Origin of the sequence: Micromonospora sp. CPCC 206060 (assembly GCF_036906895.1) — a bacterium.
Lineage (GTDB): Bacteria > Actinomycetota > Actinomycetes > Mycobacteriales > Micromonosporaceae > Micromonospora.
The window spans coordinates 238,524-254,476 of record NZ_JBAKHU010000002.1 but is presented as its reverse complement, the minus strand read 5'-3'; the positions used below and the strand labels follow the sequence as shown (position 1 = coordinate 254,476).

The following is a 15,953-nucleotide window of genomic DNA, read 5'->3' as shown; positions in this document are numbered from 1 at the left end:
TCCGGGGTCGGGGCCCGGGTGACCGGCGAGGGGATCAAGCCTGACCGCGCCGAGCGGGCACCCGGGCCCCGACCCCCACCCGCCGGCCGGCCGCCCCGCTCCCCACGCGCGAGCCCCGACCGCTGGGTCAGGAAGCAGCCGGGCTGGCCGTACGCACCTCGGCGGCGATCCGCTCGGCCACCGCCTGGGCGGTCTGCCCGGTGGCCGCCTCGACCATCACCCGGACCAGCGGCTCGGTACCGGAGGGGCGCAGCAGCACCCGGCCGGTCTCCCCCAGTTCCGCCTCGGCCAACTCGACCGCGGCCAGTACGCCCGGCGCGCCGGCTCCCACCGTGCGGTCCGCGACCGGCACGTTGATGAGCACCTGCGGCAGCTTGGTGACCACCGAGGCCAGCTCGGCCAGGGAGCGGCCGGTCTGCGCCATCCGGGCCATCAGGTGCAGGCCGGTTAGTACCCCGTCACCGGTGGTGGCGTGCTCCGGCATGACGATGTGCCCGCTCTGCTCCCCGCCGAGCGCCAGCCCGGAGGCGCGCAGCTCCTCCAGCACGTACCGGTCACCGACCCTGGTCTCCATTAGCCGGATGCCCTCGGCGGACATCGCCAGGCGCAGCCCGAGGTTGCTCATCACCGTGGCGACCAGGGTGTCGCCGGCCAGCGTGCCGGCGTCCCGCATGGCGAGCGCGAGGATCGCCATGATCTGGTCGCCGTCCACCTCGTCCCCGTCGGCGGTGACCGCCACGCACCGGTCCGCGTCACCGTCGTGGGCGAGGCCCAGGTGTGCGCCGTGCTCCACCACGGCCGCCCGGAGGTCGTCGATGTGGTTGGAGCCGCAGTCGTCGTTGATGTTGAGCCCGTCCGGCTCGGCGTGGATCGCGATCACCTCGGCGCCGGCCTCGCGGTAGGCGACCGGTGCGACCTCGGCGGCGGCACCGTTCGCGCAGTCCACCACGACCTTCAGCCCGTCCAGCGGGTGGCCGATCGTCCCGGTCAGGTGCTGCACGTAGTGGTCCGCGCCGTCGAGCAGGTCGTGCACCCGGCCGACACCGGCTCCGACCGGCCGGTCCCAGGCGGTGGTGGCGTTCGCCTCGATCGCCGCCTCGATCTTCAGCTCGATCTCGTCGGGCAGCTTGTGCCCACCGGCGGCGAAGAGCTTGATGCCGTTGTCCGGCATGGGATTGTGCGAGGCGGAGAGCATCACGCCCAGGTCGGCCTTGGCCTCGGCGACCAGGAACGCCACCGCCGGGGTGGGCAGCACGCCGACCCGGATGACGTTCGCGCCGGCACTGGCCAGCCCGGCCACCACGGCTGCCTCCAGCATCTCGCCGCTGGCCCGGGTGTCCCGGCCGACGACGGCCAGCGGCGGGTGGCTCCGGTCGGTCTCGGCCAGCGTGTGCGCGGCGGCGACCGCGACGGCCATCGCCAGCTCGGGTGTCAGGTCGACGTTCGCGCGTCCGCGTACGCCGTCCGTGCCGAACAACCGACCCATACCCGAGAACCTCCGAATGAGCACCCGATGAGGACAACTGCGGAAATGCGGAACGGCCGGTGCCGCCACCACCTTCGTGAGGGGGAGGCGGACCGGCCGTCCGTCAGACGTACAAGGTGTAGCGGATCAGCGCTTCGAGTACTGCGGCGCCTTGCGGGCCTTCTTGAGACCGTACTTCTTGCTTTCCTTGACCCGGGCGTCCCGGGTGAGGAAGCCGGCCTTCTTGAGGGCCGGACGGTCGTCCGGCTCGCTCACGATCAGCGCCCGGGCGATGGCCAGCCGCAGCGCACCGGCCTGGCCGGTGATGCCGCCGCCCCGCAGGTTGGCGATGACGTCGAACGTCTCGGCCTTCTCGGCGGTGACCAGCGGGTCCTTGATCAGCTGCTGGTGCACCTTGCTCGGGAAGTAGCTCTCCAGCTCCCGGCCGTTGCAGGTGATCTTGCCGCTGCCGGGGACGATACGCACCCGGACGATGGCCTCCTTACGACGGCCCACGGTCTGGATCGGCCGGTCGCCACGCGGCGCCCGGGCAACGGGCGCCGGAGCCTCAGCGACCTCGGTCGCGATGGTGTCGGTCATGCTGCTTCCTTCGCCCGCGCTCACTGCGCGATCTGCTTGATCTCGAACGGCACCGGCTGCTGCGCGCCGTGCGGGTGCTCGGCACCGGCGTAGACCTTCAGCTTCTTGATCAGCTTACGGCCGAGCTTGTTGTGCGGGAGCATGCCCTTGACAGCCAGCTCGATGGCCCGCTCGGGGTTCTTGGTCAGCAGCTCGTCGTAACCGACCTGCTTCAGACCACCCGGGTAGCCGGAGTGCCGGTAGGCGATCTTGGTCTGCCGCTTGTTACCGGTCAGCGCGACCTTGCCCGCGTTCACGACGACGACGAAGTCGCCGGTGTCGACGTGCGGCGCGAAGGTCGGCTTGTGCTTACCACGCAGGAGCGTGGCAGCGTGGGTGGCCAGTCGGCCCAGCACGACATCAGAGGCGTCGATGACGTGCCACTGACGCTCGATCTCACCCGGCTTCGGGCTGTACGTACGCACAGGTCTACCTTGTCTCGTCGTCGGTCTGGGATCGCGCGCCGGATGACCAGACGCGCACGAACGACCAAGCGTACCTGATAAGGCACGCCCTCTGATGTCGCACAACAGCAGGCGACGATACTCGGTGCCCCGCCCTCAGGTCAAAACGGGGTACACCGCCGCCAACGTACGGCCACCCAGGTCACACCCCGCGCAGCCGGTGCCGGCCGGGGCGCAGGTACACCACCCAGGTCACCACGGCACAGACCACGTACGCACCGATGAAGGCGACGTAGGCGGCCTCGGCGTTCCCGGTGGTCAGGAAGGACTGCCGGAATGCGATGTTGACCAGTACCCCGCCGAACGCGCCGACCGCCCCGGCGATGCCGATCAACGAACCGCTCATCCGCCGCGCCCAGCGCTGGGCCACCTCGTCGGCCGAGGCGGCCGGGGCCATGGTCCCCGGCGAACCGGCGGCGGTCGCGCGGGCCCGGAAGATCGCCGGGATCATCTTGTACGTCGAACCGTTGCCGATGCCGGAGAAGACGAAGAGCGACACGAACCCGATCAGGTAGAGCGCGAGCGAGCGGTCCCGGGCGGCGGCGAGCACCCCGACGGCGCCGAGGGCCATGGCGACGAAGTTCCAGAACGTGACCCGGGCCCCGCCGAAGCGGTCGGCGAGCGCGCCACCGACCGGCCGGATCAGGGAGCCGACCAGCGGGCCGAGGAAGGTCAGGTAGGCCGCCTCGACCGGGGTGGCGAACCGGTCGGCGAACTGGATCTGGAGGACCTGACCGAAGGCGAAGCCGAAGCCGATGAAGGAGCCGAAGGTGCCGATGTAGAGCAGCGACATGATCCAGGTGTGCCCGTCCCGGGCCGCCTCGCGCAACGCGCCCGGTTCGTTGTGGGCGCCGGGGATGTTGTCCAGCCAGCGGGCGGCGGCGAGCGCGGCGAGCACGATCAGCGGCAGGTAGACCGCCGGCACCAGCCGGGGGTACGCGGCCCCGACGGTGGCCAGCACCGCCAACCCGACGAGCTGCACCGCCGGTACCCCGAGGTTGCCGCCACCGGCGTTGAGCCCGAGGGCCCACCCCTTGAGCCGGTCGGGGTAGAAGAGGTTGATGTTCGCCATCGACGAGGCGAAGTTGCCGCCGCCGACCCCGGCCAGACAGGCCAGCACCAGCAGGGTGGAGTACGACACTCCCGGCTCGATCAGCACGGCCATCGGCACCGCCGGTACGAGCAGCATCAGGGCGCTGAAGATCGTCCAGTTCCGGCCCCCGAACCGGGCCACCGCCAGGGTGTACGGCAGGCGCAGCACCGCGCCCAGCGCGGCCGGTACGGCGGTGAGCAGGAACTTGCCGGCCGGGTCGATGCCGTAGGCGGGGCCGAGGAAGAGCACCATCACCGACCAGAGGCTCCAGACGGAGAACCCGACGTGTTCGGCGAAGATCGAGACGAGCAGGTTCCGGCGGGCGATCGGCGCCCCGGTGCGCTCCCAGAACTGGGGGTCCTCCGGCCGCCAGTCCTCCAGCCGGTGTCGGCGCGGGATGGTCGTGGTGGTGGTCGCGGGAACGTCCACCGGGCTGGTCACAGTACTCATCGGCCTACTCCTTCTCCGTCGGTGCCGGAGCCGAAGCTACGAAGCGGCCGTTTCGACGAGGTTGCCCGCCACAGGTCGGGTCGGCTACGGAGATCGCACCGGCGGGCCGGAGCGTTCGTGAAAACCCGCTGGTAGGCACGGTGGGGGCGGACCGGGGTGGTGCCGGGCCGCAGCTCGGGACCTGCGGGGCGACGCGGATCAGGGCGCCCGTCCGGTACGGATCAGAGCTCTTGCAGGATGCGCAGCGCGCGACCCACCCGCTGCATTGTCTCGGTGTCCGCCACCTCGACGCAATCGGTGAACCATTTCTTCATCGGTGCGGAGAGCCGGTCCGGCATGACCACCAGCCGTCCCATGGGCACGGCGAGCGGCGAGTCCCGCAGCAGCTCCGCCTCGACCACCTCGGCGACGATGACGATGGGCACCTCGGTGGAGTTGTAGACATCCGAGCTGACCACCAGGCCGAGGCGCGCCCGGGCGCCCTCGATGCGCCAGACCTCACCCCTACGCAGCACGCGGCCGACCACCGAAGAACGCCTCGTCGACCAGCTCCGCCTCGCGGGCGTCGGCCAGCGCGGCGGCTTCCAGGTCGAATCCGGCCCGGGCCACCGCGTTGGCGTGCGCGGTGAAGACCTCGCGCAGCGCCTTCTCCCGGGCGGCCTGGTCGATCCAGGCGGAGAGGGACATTCCGTCCCGCTTGGCGAACCGGCGCGCCTCTTCGATCGTCTCGTCGGAGAACGACAGTGTCACCTTGGCGGTCATGCCGCTGAGCGTACTCCCGGTATGACCAGCCGTCATCCGGACCCGCGTGCAGAACGTCGATCATGGAGTTGTGGTGCCCCGCATAGGGGATATAAGGAGTGAATCCCCCACCACAAGTCCATGATCGACGTGAAGGCTGGGCGGGGGGTGGCTGACCTTGCGAGACATCCGGCTGCTGCTGTGCGGTGTGCGTACTGCTTGACAGGCTCGAAACAAACGAGACCTCGGGCCGAAACCGCTCGCCGGCACGCTTTGCCGTCATGACGGACAGTGCGCAACCCGGGACAGCGGAGGCGCCGCGGGAGGCGGCCACCCACTGCCCGTACTGCGCTCTGCAGTGCGGGATGACACTGCACCACGCCGAGGGCCGGGTGGAGGTCCGCCCCCGGCAGTTTCCCACCAACCGGGGCGGGCTCTGCCAGAAGGGCTGGACTGCCGCAGAACTGCTGGACCACCCCGAACGGCTGACCACTCCCCTGCTGCGCGACCCGGCCAGCGGCGAACTCCGCCCGGCGAGCTGGGATGCCGCGCTGACCCGGATCACCGACGGCATCCGGGACATCCAGACCCGCCACGGCCGCGACGCGGTCGCCGTCTTCGGCGGCGGCGGGCTGACCAACGAGAAGGCGTACGCGCTGGGCAAGTTCGCCCGGGTGGCGCTGGGTACCCGCAACATCGACTACAACGGCCGGTTCTGCATGTCCTCGGCGGCAGCGGCCGGGATACGTGCCTTCGGCATCGACCGGGGACTGCCGTTCCCGCTGGCCGACCTGGGTCGGGCGGACACCCTGCTGCTGGTCGGGGCGAACCCGGCGGAGACCATGCCGCCGCTGATGCGCTACCTGACCGAGCAGCGGGACGCCGGCGGCGAGCTGATCGTCATCGACCCCCGGGTCACCGCCACCGCCCGGGCCGCCACCCGGCACCTGCAACCGCTGCCCGGCACCGACCTGGCGGTGGCGAACGCGCTGCTGCACATCGCGCTCACCGAGGGGTGGGTGGACCACGACTACGTGGCCGCCCGGACCACCGGCTTCGACGCGGTCCGCCGGGTGGTCGCCGGGTACTGGCCGGCGCTGGTGGAACGGCTCACCGGGGTGCCGGTGGCCGACCTGGAGGCGACCGCCCGGGCGCTGGGCACCGCCGGGAGGGTGGTCATCCTCACCGCGCGCGGCGCCGAGCAGCACGCCAAGGGCGTCGACACGGTCACCGGGTACGTCAACCTGGCCCTCGCCCTCGGCCTGCCCGGCCGGCCCGGTTCCGGGTACGGCTGCCTGACCGGGCAGGGCAACGGCCAGGGCGGCCGGGAGCACGGGCAGAAGGCCGACCAGCTCCCCGGGTACCGGCGGATCGACGACCCGGCGGCCCGCGAGCACGTCGCCGGGGTGTGGGGGGTACCCGCCGACGACCTGCCCGGACCGGGGGTGTCCGCGTACGAACTGCTGGACGCCCTGGGCACCCCGGACGGTCCGAAGGCGCTGCTGGTCCTTGGCTCCAACCCGGTGGTGTCGGCACCCCGGGCGACCCGGATCGAGGCCCGGCTGCGCAGCCTGGACCTGCTGGTCGTGTCGGACTTCGTGCTCTCCGAGACCGCCGCCATCGCCGACGTGGTGCTGCCCACCGCGCAGTGGGCGGAGGAGGACGGCACGATGACGAACCTGGAGGGGCGGGTGCTGCGCCGCCGGGCGCTGCGCGAGCCACCGCCCGGGGTACGCACCGACCTGGCCGTGCTGACCGAACTGGCCGAGCGGCTGGGCAGCCCCGGGCGGTTCAGTGCCGACCCGCGGACCGTCTTCGACGAGCTGCGCCGGGCCTCGGCCGGCGGGCCGGCCGACTACGCCGGGGTCACCTGGGAGCGGGTGGACGCCCAGGACGGGGTCTTCTGGCCGTGCCCGTCGGTGGACCGGCCGGACACCCCGCGCCTTTTCGCCGACCGCTTCCCCACCCCGGACGGGCGGGCCCGGTTCCACCCGGTCGAGCACCGGCCGGCAGCCGAGGAGGTCTGCCCGGACTACCCGCTGTACCTGACCACCGGCCGGGTGCTGGCCCAGTACCAGTCGGGCGCGCAGACCCGACGGATCGCACCGCTGCGTACCGCCGCGCCGGGCGTGTTCGTGGAACTCCACCCCGACCTCGCCGACCGGCTCGGCATCGCGGACGGGGACGAACTCCGGGTCACCTCACGCCGGGGTGAACTGCTCGCCCCGGCCCGGCTGACCCCGACCATCCGCCCGGACACCGTCTTCGCCCCGTTCCACTGGGCCGGGACGGCGCGGGCGAACTCGCTGACCAACGACGCACTCGACCCGACCTCCCGGATGCCGGAGTTCAAGGTCTGTGCGGTGCGTGTGGAGAAGGCCGGGCCGGTCGTGACGGCGGACGGCACGGAGAAGGTGGGCTGACCGTTGACCGGACGCATCATCATCGTCGGCCACGGAATGGCCGGCGCCCGACTGGCAGCCGAACTGTCCGCCCGGCCGGGTGACCGCAAGGTGACCGTGCTCGGTGCGGAACAGCACCGGGCCTACAACCGGATCATGCTCTCCAACCTGCTCGCCGGGAAGGTCGGCGAGTCCGACGTGGAGCTGGCCGGCGCGGCGGGCCAGGCGGTCGACGTACGGCTCGGGGTGGCGGTCACCGCCATCGACCGGGCCGACCGGACGGTGCACACCGCCGACGGGGACCGGATCTCCTACGACCATCTGGTGCTGGCCACCGGCAGCCGGGCGGTGGTGCCGCCGCTGCCCGGGCTGGACCCGGAGGCGCTGCCGGACCGGGTCGCGGTGTTCCGCACCCTGGACGACTGCCGGCGCATCCTGGCCGCCGCCGAGGGCGCACGCAGCGCCCTGGTCCTCGGTGGCGGTCTGCTCGGGCTGGAGGCCGCCCGGGGCCTGGCCACCCGGGGACTCGACGTGCGGGTGGTGCACCCGGTCGGGCACCTGATGGAACGGCAGCTCGACCCGGCCGGGGGCGCGGTGCTCGCCCGTACCCTCGCCGACCTGGGCGTCCGCACGCAGCTCGCGGTTGCCGCGACCGCCGTCACCGCCGACCCGGACGGGGTAACCCTGGCCCTGTCCGACGGCACCGAACTCGCCGCCGACCTGCTGGTGCTCTCCTGCGGGGTACGCCCCGAGACCGGGCTCGCCCGCACCGCCGGGCTGGCCGTGGAGCGGGGTGTGGTGGTCGACGACCGGCTGCGGACCAGCGACCCGCACATCTCGGCGATCGGCGACTGCGCCCAGCACGACGGGACGGTCGGCGGCCTGGTCGCCCCGGCCTGGGCCCAGGCGCGGGTGGTGGCCGAACTGCTCACCGGGAACGACCCCGGTGCCCGGTACCGGCCGCAGCCGGTGGTGACCCGACTCAAGGCGGCCGGCATCGACCTGGCCGCGATGGGCGAGCCGACCCCGGTGGCCGGTGGCGAGGAGCTGACCTTCACCGACCCGGCCCGGGGTACGTACGCCCGGCTGCTGATCGACGGTGACCGGCTGACCGGGGCGATCCTGCTCGGCGACAACCCGAGCGTCGGCACGGTCATCCAGCTCTTCGACCGGGGTGCCCCGGTGCCGGCGGACCGGCGTTCGCTGCTGCTCGGCCGGGCCACCGGGGTCCCGGCGGCGGCCCCGGTCACCACCCCGGCGCTGATGCCGGACGCGACCACCGTCTGCCAGTGCAACACGGTGACCAAGGGCGCGCTGGTGCGGTGCTGGCGTGCCGGGGCCCGGTCGGTCGGGGAGGTGGTCGCGACGACCCGGGCGACCACCGGTTGCGGTAGCTGCCGGGATGCCGTCGAAGGAATCGTGAACTGGCTGTCCGCAGTCGACTCCGTGGAGGTGGGGGCATGAGCGGCGAACTGGTCGTCATCGGCAACGGCATGGTGGGACAGCGCTTCGTGGAGGCGCTGCGGGCCCGGGACACCACCGGAAGCTGGCGGGTCACCGTGCTGGCCGAGGAGTCCCGACCGGCGTACGACCGGGTCCGGCTCTCCGCGTTCTTCGACGGCGCCGACGCCGACGAGTTGAACCTGCACACCCCGGACGAGGGCGTGACGCTGCGGCTCGGCGAGCCGGCCACCGGGATCGACCGGGAACGCCGGGTGGTGACCACCGCCGCCGGGGAGTACCCGTACGACGCGCTGGTGCTGGCCACCGGGTCGTACCCGTTCGTCCCGCCGGTGGAGGGCACGGCACTGCCCGGGGTCTTCGTCTACCGCACGCTGGACGACCTGGAGGCGATCCGGGAGCACGCCGCCGGACGGCGTACCGGGGCGGTGATCGGCGGCGGGCTGCTCGGCTTGGAGGCGGCGAACGCGCTGCGCCTGCTCGGGCTGGACACCCACGTGATCGAGTTCGCCCCCCGGCTGATGCCGGTGCAGGTCGACGAGGCCGGTGGGGCGATGCTCCGCCGGTACGTCGAGGAGCTGGGTGTGCGTACCCACCTGGGGGTGGCGACCACGGCGCTGCACGAGGGCGCGGACGGCACGGTGTCCGGGGTGACCCTCTCCGACGGCAACCGGCTCGACACCGACCTGGTGGTGGTGGCCGCCGGTATCCGGCCGCAGGACGGGCTGGCCCGGGAGGCCGGGCTGGCGGTGGGTGCCCGGGGCGGGATCCTGGTCGACGCGTCCTGCCGCACCGACGACGAGCGGATCTGGGCGGTCGGTGAGTGCGCGGCCGTCGACGGGGTCTGCTACGGCCTGGTCGCCCCCGGGTACGCGATGGCCGAGGTGGTCGCCGACCGGCTGCTCGGCGGGGCAGCGGTCTTCCCCGGCGCGGACACCGCCACCAAACTCAAGTTGCTCGGGGTGGACGTGGCGTCGTTCGGCGACGCGCACGGCAGCACCCCCGGCTGCCTGGATGTCACGTTCGTCGACCCGGCCACCCGGGTCTACGCCAAGCTGGTCCTTTCCGACGACGCGAAGACCCTGCTCGGCGGGGTGCTGGTCGGTGACGCGGCGGCCTACCCGACGCTGCGGGCCAGTGTCGGCGGCCCGCTGCCCGGCCCCCCGCTGGGGCTGCTCGCGCCGGCCGACAGCGGCGCCGGGGCGGGTGCCGGGCTGGCCGCGCTGCCCGGTACCGCACAGGTCTGCTCCTGCAACGCGGTGACCAAGGACGACATCCTGACCGCCATCGGCGGCGGGTGCGCGGACGTGCCGGCGTTGAAGGCCTGCACCCGGGCCGGGACGAGCTGCGGTTCCTGCGTGCCGATGCTCAAGCAGCTGCTGGATTCGGCCGGGGTGGTGCAGTCCACGGCGCTCTGTGAGCACTTCGACGCCAGCCGGCAGGAGCTGTTCGACATCATCCGGGTCCGGGGCATCACCAGCTTCTCCCGGTTGATCGCCGAGCACGGCCGGGGGCGGGGCTGCGACATCTGCAAGCCGGTGGTCGCCTCGATCCTCGCCTCGCTCGGCAACGGGTACGTGCTCGACGGCGAGCAGGCGTCGTTGCAGGACACCAACGACCACTTCCTGGCCAACATCCAGCGCGACGGCACGTACTCGGTGGTGCCCCGCATCCCGGGTGGGGAAATCACGCCGGAGAAGCTGATCGTGATCGGCGAGGTGGCCCGGGACTTCAACCTCTACACCAAGATCACTGGCGGGCAGCGGATCGACCTGTTCGGTGCGCGGGTCGAGCAGCTACCGCAGATCTGGCGCCGGCTGGTCGACGCCGGCTTCGAGTCCGGCCACGCGTACGGCAAGGCGCTGCGCACGGTGAAGTCCTGCGTCGGCGAGACCTGGTGCCGGTACGGGGTGCAGGACTCGGTCGGGTTGGCCATCGCCCTGGAGTTGCGCTACCGGGGACTGCGCGCCCCGCACAAGATCAAGTCAGCGGTTTCCGGCTGCGCCCGCGAGTGCGCGGAGGCCCGCAGCAAGGACTTCGGCATCATCGCCACCGACAACGGCTGGAACCTCTACGTCGGCGGCAACGGCGGCTTCCGGCCCCGGCACGCCGACCTGTTCGCCACCGACCTGACCACCGAGGAACTCATCCGCTACATCGACCGGTTCCTGATGTTCTACATCCGCACCGCCGACCGGCTGCAACGGACCGCCGCCTGGATCGAGGCGATGGAGGGCGGGCTGGACCACCTCCGGTCGGTGATCATCGACGACTCGCTCGGGCTGGGCGCCGAACTGGACGCGGCGATGGCCCGGCACGTCGGCTCGTACTCCGACGAGTGGCGGGACACCCTGGCCGACCCGGACCGGCTGCGCCGGTTCACCTCCTTCGTCAACGCGCCGGAGGTCCCCGACCCGTCGATCAGTTTCACCGTCGAGCGGGGACAGCCGGTCCCCGAACGGCGACCTGTCGTACTCGGTATGCCGGAGGTGGCCCGATGAACACGGACGTCCTGCCCCCTGTCCTGACTCCTGTCCTGACCGCCTGGACAGCGGTCTGCCACTACGACCGCCTGGAGCCGGACCGGGGCGTGGCCGCGCTGCTGGGCGGCGAGCAGGTGGCCCTGTTCCGCTGCGGGGACGAGTTGTACGCCGTGGAGAACCGGGACCCGGTCACCGGCGCGTACGTCATGTCGCGGGGCCTCATCGGCAGTCGGGGTGACGTCCCCACGCTCGCCGCGCCGCTGCACAAACAGGTCTACGACCTACGTACCGGCCGCTGCCTGGACCTGCCCGGGGTGTCGCTGGTCACCTACCCGGTCCGCGAGCGGGACGGTCTGGTGGAGGTACTCCTCGATCCGTCGGCGGTGTTCGCCGGGGAACGGGCGCCCTGATGGGCGGTGAGCTTGCCGGGTTCACCATCGGGGTGACCGCCGACCGCCGCCGGGACGAACTCGCCGCCCTGCTGGAGCGGCGTGGTGCGCGGGTGGTGCTCGCCCCGGCCCTACGGATCGTGCCGCTGGCCGACGACTCGGAACTGCGGGCCGCCACCCGGGCCTGCCTGGCCCGGCCGCCGGACATCCTGATGGCGAACACCGGCATCGGCATGCGCGGCTGGTTGGAGGCGGCCGAGGGCTGGGGGCTCGCCGAACCCCTGCGTGACGCGCTGAGCGGGGCGTACATCGTGGCCCGGGGGCCGAAGGCGCGGGGCGCGATCCGGGCCGCCGGGCTCCTCGACCAGTGGTCACCGGACTCGGAGAGCTGCGAGGAGGTGATCGAGCACCTGGTCCGCCGGCCGATCGCCGGCAAGGTGGTCGCCATGCAGTTGCACGGCGAACGGCAGCCGGAGTGCACCGACGCCCTGGAGGACGCGGGTGCCACGGTGATCGAGGTACCGGTCTACCGGTGGGCGCCGCCGACCGATCCGGCCCCGCTGCACCGGCTGGTCGACCTGGTCGCCGGGCGCCTGGTGGACGCGGTCACCTTCACCTCGGCCGCTGCGGTGAGCGCGCTGCTGCGCACCGCCGGGGGACGCGTCGAGACGGTACTGGACGCGATGCGCGGGGACGTCCTGGCCACCTGCGTCGGCCCGGTCACCGCCGAGCCGCTGCGGCAGCGGGGCGTACCGGTGGTCACCCCGGGTCGGGCCCGGCTCGGGGCACTGGTCCGCACGATCGTCGACGAACTGCCCCGACGCACCCTCGACCTTCAGGTCGACGGCCACCAGCTCACCCTGCGCGGGCACGCGGCCCTGCTCGACGGGGAACTGCGCCCGCTCGCACCGGCACCGATGGCCGTGCTGCGGGCGCTCGCCCAGTCGCCGGGTCGGGTGCTGTCCCGGACCGCCCTGCTCCGCACCCTCCCCCGGGGCGCGGACGAGCACGCCGTGGAGATGGCGGTGGCCCGGCTCCGGGCCGCCCTCGGTACGCCCCGGGTGGTGCAGACCGTGGTCAAGCGCGGCTACCGCCTCCGGGTGGAGTGACCGGTCACCGCCCGCCCCGCCCCGCCCCGTTGATCATGGAGTTGTGGTGGGGATTTTGAGCTGATTGGCGAAGTTTGCCCCCCACCACAACTCCATGATCCATCAGGCATCACTTGATCGAGCCGGGAGCTGCGATCCATCGCATGGGTTGACCGGTGACCCGGCCGATCTGGTCGAAATCCCGGTCGTAGTGCAACAGCGTGAGCTGGTGCGTTTCGGCAGTGGCGGCGACCAGGAGGTCGACCGCACCCGCCGAACGGTGCGCCCCCTGGCCGGTCAACCCGACCTGGACCTCGTCGGCCCGCCGGTAGATCCGGTCCGGCATCTCGACCCAGGTGTACGCGGCACGCAACTGCCCGACCAGCCAGACCCGGTCGGCCGCTGAGCGGGCCGAATAGAGGAACTCCAACTCAGTGAGCGGGCAGACCGCGAGGAGGCCAGCGGCAACTGCCGGTTCCCAACGGGTACGCAGTTCCGGCTCGCGGAGCAGTCGGACCAGGGCGCTCGTATCGACCAGGTAGTCCGCGAGCTTCACGAGCGGTAGGTCTCCTTGTCGAGCAACTCGTCGAAGTCGCCAGCCTCGGCGCGGACGCCCAACTCCGCGAGCGCCCTGGCCCGGCGCAGTCGGGCTGCTCCCTCACGTAGCGCCACGTTGACCGTCTCCTTCTTGGTCTTGGTGCCGAACGCCTCCGCCGCATCCGCGAGCGCGGCTTCATCGATGTCCACCAGCATCTTGGTCACGCCGCCCCCTTATATACCGCTTAACTATCGAGTATATCCAAACGGATCCGGGTACGGACGCCAGCTACAACGATCAGAGTCCGTTTCAGGTCACCCAGCCGAGGAACCTGGCATACAACTCGTCGGCTGGGAGGTGCCGCAGGTCGGCCGCCGCATCCAGCAGGTACCCGGCGAGGTAGACCAGCAGGGTCAGCCGACTGTCGGCGTACTCGGTCAGCAGTCGCGCCCGGCGGACCGGGCAGGGCCAGGGCGCACCGCAGCCGGTGCAGGTCCAGGCCGGGCGGGCCGCCAGGTGCGGGGCGGGTGGCAGTGGGCCGGCGCGGCGGGCCCGGGACAGCCGGCCGGGCCGGATGCGGACCGCGTCCAGTCGGACCAGGACACGGCGCTGACGCAGCCGCACCCCGTCGGACGGACGCAGCTCCACACCGCGCAGGTTCAACCAGAGGCCGTCGGTGTGCCGCTCCCGGGCCCCGACCTCGATCACCTCCAGGGTCAGCCGGCCCAGGCCGTAGCAGTACCGCCCCTCGTCGACGGTCACGATGTCGCCGGTCCGGATGACCGGCGGCCGGAAGCCGGTCACGTCACCGTGGCGGTCGGCAGGCCGAGCCGGACCCGCCAGCCGAAGGTCAGCAGCGGGGCGCTACGCGGCATCGGCCGGCGACGCGGGGCCAGCCAGCCCCGCCAGCCTCTTCGTCGCCGGGATGCCGGCTCGTCCGGCGGGACGATCGGACGCCCCAGGTCGACCAGGCGATTCGCCGCCGCGTTCGCCGGTCGGCACGGCGCGGGGGTCAGGCAGACCACGCACCGACCGGTCTCCTGATCGGGTACGTGCTCGGCGAGCAACTGCCGGGCGGCGTCGGCGTCCGCCTCGTCCCGGTGCCACCGCAGGCTGATGCTCGATCGGTAGACGGTCATTCTTGCCCCCTCCGGACGGCAGGGGCGGACGCACGGCCGACCGGCACGCCGCGCGGGGGAAGGATCGCGGCAGGTGGGGCCGTATTGCCGTACGGCGACAGCCGTGCGCCCGCCCCGGCTCGGGCCGGTGGCGCGCTGTCGGGTCAGCGCACCACCGGATCGAAGGGGCCATGGCTGGGTACGCCCCGACGCGCGGCGGCGCGGGTGTACCGGGCGACCGGCGGGTGGTAGACAGGTGGGGAGTCGTACCCCGGGACGTGGTCCATGCGATTGCTCCCGTCGACTCGCGCCGGACCGGGAGTGGGAGAGGCCGCCAAACCGACCCACCCCGGTCCGTTCTTTGCTGGCTGAGGATGCCAGCGCTCAGGTCAAAGTCCGATGTGCATCATTCACACTGGACGCACTAGACGTAATCACATGACCATGAGTAACGCAAGCATCACCTTGCGACATGTCTCCCTTGATCCCGCCCCCTGCGTAGTTGAGACTTGACGGATGGTCATCAAGCGCGACCGGCGAACACCCACGGTGCGGGGCCGGCAGTTGGGCATCGAGTTGAAACGCCTACGGAGCGAGGCCGGGCTCTCCGCAGAGCGGGCGGCCGAGGCGCTGGGCTGCTCGCAGGGCAAGGTCTCCCGGATCGAACTGGCCCAGACCGGGATCAGCAAGGGTGACCTCTATCTGATGCTCGACCTCTACGGGCTACCCGACCTGGCGACCAAGGAACGCTACTGGAAGCTGGCCCGGGAGGCGCGCGGACGCGGCTGGTGGGAGGACTACCGGGAGGTCATCACGAGTGGCCTGAGCGCCTACATCGCGTTCGAGTCCGAGGCGACCGAACTGCGCACCTGGTCCTGGGGCACGATCAACGGCCTGATCCAGACCGGTGACTACGCCCGGGCCACGTTCTGCGGCGAGCCCGCCGGCCGGGGCCGCAGTGCTGGCGAGATCGACAAACTGGTCCAGGCCCGGATGGCACGTCAACGACGGCTCACCGACGGTTCCCTCCGGCTCTGGGCGGTGCTGGACGAGTCACTGCTGCACCGCCCGATCGGCGGCGCCGACGTGCTGCGGGGCCAGCTCGACCACCTGCTGACCCTGCCCGACAACGTGGTCATCCAGGTGCTCCGGCAGCAGACCGTCTGGCACGCCGGCCTCAGCGGAGCCTTCACCCTGATGTCCTTCCAGGACCATCCGGCCGCCCTCTTCGTCGAGTCGCTGACCGGCGACGTCAACGTGGATAGCGCCGAGGATGTCGAGGCGTCTACCCTTGCCTTCGACTACCTGCGCGCGGCGGCGGCGAGCGTGGAGGACTCCCAGGAGCTGATAGCTGCGGCGCGGGACGCGCTCTAGGGGAGGTTGGCGGTCATGGATCTGCGAGACGTTGTGTGGCGCAAGAGCACCCGCTCCAGCGGTGGCGGCAACGGTGACTGCGTCGAGGTCGCCGATGCCGGCGAGGTCATCGCGGTCCGGGACTCCAAGGACCGGTCCGGGGCCATCCTCACCTTTCCCCGCGCCACCTGGCACACCTTCATCGACGGAACGAGGAACAGCACCACCCACCCGCACTGACCGATCGTGCCGGAGCGGCCGGACCCACT

18 protein-coding genes are annotated in these 15,953 nt (G+C 72.0%); 7 read left to right on the top strand and 11 right to left on the bottom strand.

All coding sequences use genetic code 11. The annotated features are described in order from the left end of the window. Window positions 1-127: 127 nt before the first annotated feature. The 6 genes from glmM to V6U90_RS03570 form a co-directional block, all read right to left on the bottom strand. Window positions 128-1,486 (bottom strand): phosphoglucosamine mutase, encoded by a 1,359-nt coding sequence (gene glmM, locus V6U90_RS03595; protein WP_334431083.1) that lies wholly within the window; start codon window positions 1,484-1,486, stop codon window positions 128-130. Window positions 1,487-1,612: 126 nt separating this feature from the next. Beyond that, window positions 1,613-2,065, bottom strand: coding sequence for a 30S ribosomal protein S9 (rpsI, locus tag V6U90_RS03590; RefSeq protein ID WP_334431082.1), 453 nt, complete (start codon window positions 2,063-2,065; stop codon window positions 1,613-1,615). A gap of 20 nt (window positions 2,066-2,085) precedes the next feature. Then, window positions 2,086-2,529, bottom strand: a complete 444-nt coding sequence (rplM, locus tag V6U90_RS03585) for a 50S ribosomal protein L13 (RefSeq protein WP_208810933.1) — start codon at window positions 2,527-2,529, stop codon at window positions 2,086-2,088. Window positions 2,530-2,710: 181 nt separating this feature from the next. After that, window positions 2,711-4,111 carry a nitrate/nitrite transporter gene (locus V6U90_RS03580; protein WP_334431081.1) on the bottom strand — a complete coding sequence of 467 codons (1,401 nt, stop codon included), beginning with the start codon at window positions 4,109-4,111 and terminating at the stop codon, window positions 2,711-2,713. Between the two features lie 221 nt (window positions 4,112-4,332). Then, window positions 4,333-4,638: a hypothetical protein gene (locus V6U90_RS03575; RefSeq protein WP_334431080.1), complete on the bottom strand. Its 306-nt coding sequence runs from the start codon at window positions 4,636-4,638 to the stop codon at window positions 4,333-4,335. Then, window positions 4,616-4,873 (bottom strand): DUF6364 family protein, encoded by a 258-nt coding sequence (locus tag V6U90_RS03570; RefSeq protein ID WP_334431079.1) that lies wholly within the window; start codon window positions 4,871-4,873, stop codon window positions 4,616-4,618. The genes V6U90_RS03575 and V6U90_RS03570 overlap by 23 nt, the downstream gene beginning before the upstream one ends. A gap of 260 nt (window positions 4,874-5,133) precedes the next feature. Between V6U90_RS03570 and V6U90_RS03565 the strand changes: the two genes are divergently transcribed. Genes V6U90_RS03565 through V6U90_RS03545 form a run of 5 tightly spaced genes read left to right on the top strand, consistent with a single transcriptional unit; the run spans window position 5,134 to window position 12,696 of the window. Further along, window positions 5,134-7,275, top strand: a complete 2,142-nt coding sequence (locus V6U90_RS03565; protein ID WP_334431078.1) for a molybdopterin oxidoreductase family protein — start codon at window positions 5,134-5,136, stop codon at window positions 7,273-7,275. 3 nt (window positions 7,276-7,278) lie between these two features. After that, the gene (locus tag V6U90_RS03560; protein ID WP_334431077.1) at window positions 7,279-8,718 is read left to right on the top strand and encodes an FAD-dependent oxidoreductase; all 1,440 of its coding nucleotides are present in this window, start codon (window positions 7,279-7,281) and stop codon (window positions 8,716-8,718) included. Beyond that, window positions 8,715-11,216, top strand: coding sequence for a nitrite reductase large subunit NirB (nirB, locus tag V6U90_RS03555; RefSeq protein ID WP_334431076.1), 2,502 nt, complete (start codon window positions 8,715-8,717; stop codon window positions 11,214-11,216). The genes V6U90_RS03560 and nirB overlap by 4 nt, the downstream gene beginning before the upstream one ends. Continuing rightward, a complete protein-coding gene (gene nirD, locus V6U90_RS03550; protein WP_334431075.1) occupies window positions 11,213-11,608 on the top strand; it encodes a nitrite reductase small subunit NirD in 396 nt (131 codons plus the stop codon). The genes nirB and nirD overlap by 4 nt, the downstream gene beginning before the upstream one ends. Next, window positions 11,608-12,696: a uroporphyrinogen-III synthase gene (locus tag V6U90_RS03545; protein WP_334431074.1), complete on the top strand. Its 1,089-nt coding sequence runs from the start codon at window positions 11,608-11,610 to the stop codon at window positions 12,694-12,696. The genes nirD and V6U90_RS03545 overlap by 1 nt, the downstream gene beginning before the upstream one ends. A 109-nt stretch (window positions 12,697-12,805) precedes the next feature. Here V6U90_RS03545 and V6U90_RS03540 read toward each other — a convergent pair whose 3' ends face one another. The 5 genes from V6U90_RS03540 to V6U90_RS03520 form a co-directional block, all read right to left on the bottom strand. Further along, window positions 12,806-13,231 carry a PIN domain nuclease gene (locus V6U90_RS03540; RefSeq protein ID WP_334431073.1) on the bottom strand — a complete coding sequence of 142 codons (426 nt, stop codon included), beginning with the start codon at window positions 13,229-13,231 and terminating at the stop codon, window positions 12,806-12,808. Beyond that, window positions 13,228-13,428: a type II toxin-antitoxin system VapB family antitoxin gene (locus V6U90_RS03535; RefSeq protein WP_334431184.1), complete on the bottom strand. Its 201-nt coding sequence runs from the start codon at window positions 13,426-13,428 to the stop codon at window positions 13,228-13,230. Before V6U90_RS03535 ends, V6U90_RS03540 begins: the two co-directional genes overlap by 4 nt. Before the next feature lie 94 nt (window positions 13,429-13,522). Further along, window positions 13,523-14,017 (bottom strand): hypothetical protein, encoded by a 495-nt coding sequence (locus V6U90_RS03530; protein ID WP_334431072.1) that lies wholly within the window; start codon window positions 14,015-14,017, stop codon window positions 13,523-13,525. Continuing rightward, window positions 14,014-14,352, bottom strand: a complete 339-nt coding sequence (locus tag V6U90_RS03525) for a hypothetical protein (protein ID WP_334431071.1) — start codon at window positions 14,350-14,352, stop codon at window positions 14,014-14,016. The genes V6U90_RS03530 and V6U90_RS03525 overlap by 4 nt, the downstream gene beginning before the upstream one ends. Window positions 14,353-14,495: 143 nt before the next feature. Then, complete coding sequence (locus V6U90_RS03520) at window positions 14,496-14,618, bottom strand: hypothetical protein (RefSeq protein WP_334431070.1); 123 nt, start codon at window positions 14,616-14,618, stop codon at window positions 14,496-14,498. A 229-nt stretch (window positions 14,619-14,847) separates the two neighbouring features. Between V6U90_RS03520 and V6U90_RS03515 the strand changes: the two genes are divergently transcribed. After that, window positions 14,848-15,705, top strand: a complete 858-nt coding sequence (locus V6U90_RS03515) for a helix-turn-helix domain-containing protein (RefSeq protein WP_334431069.1) — start codon at window positions 14,848-14,850, stop codon at window positions 15,703-15,705. 15 nt (window positions 15,706-15,720) lie between these two features. Next, window positions 15,721-15,924, top strand: coding sequence for a DUF397 domain-containing protein (locus V6U90_RS03510; RefSeq protein ID WP_334431068.1), 204 nt, complete (start codon window positions 15,721-15,723; stop codon window positions 15,922-15,924). Window positions 15,925-15,953: the final 29 nt, after the last annotated feature.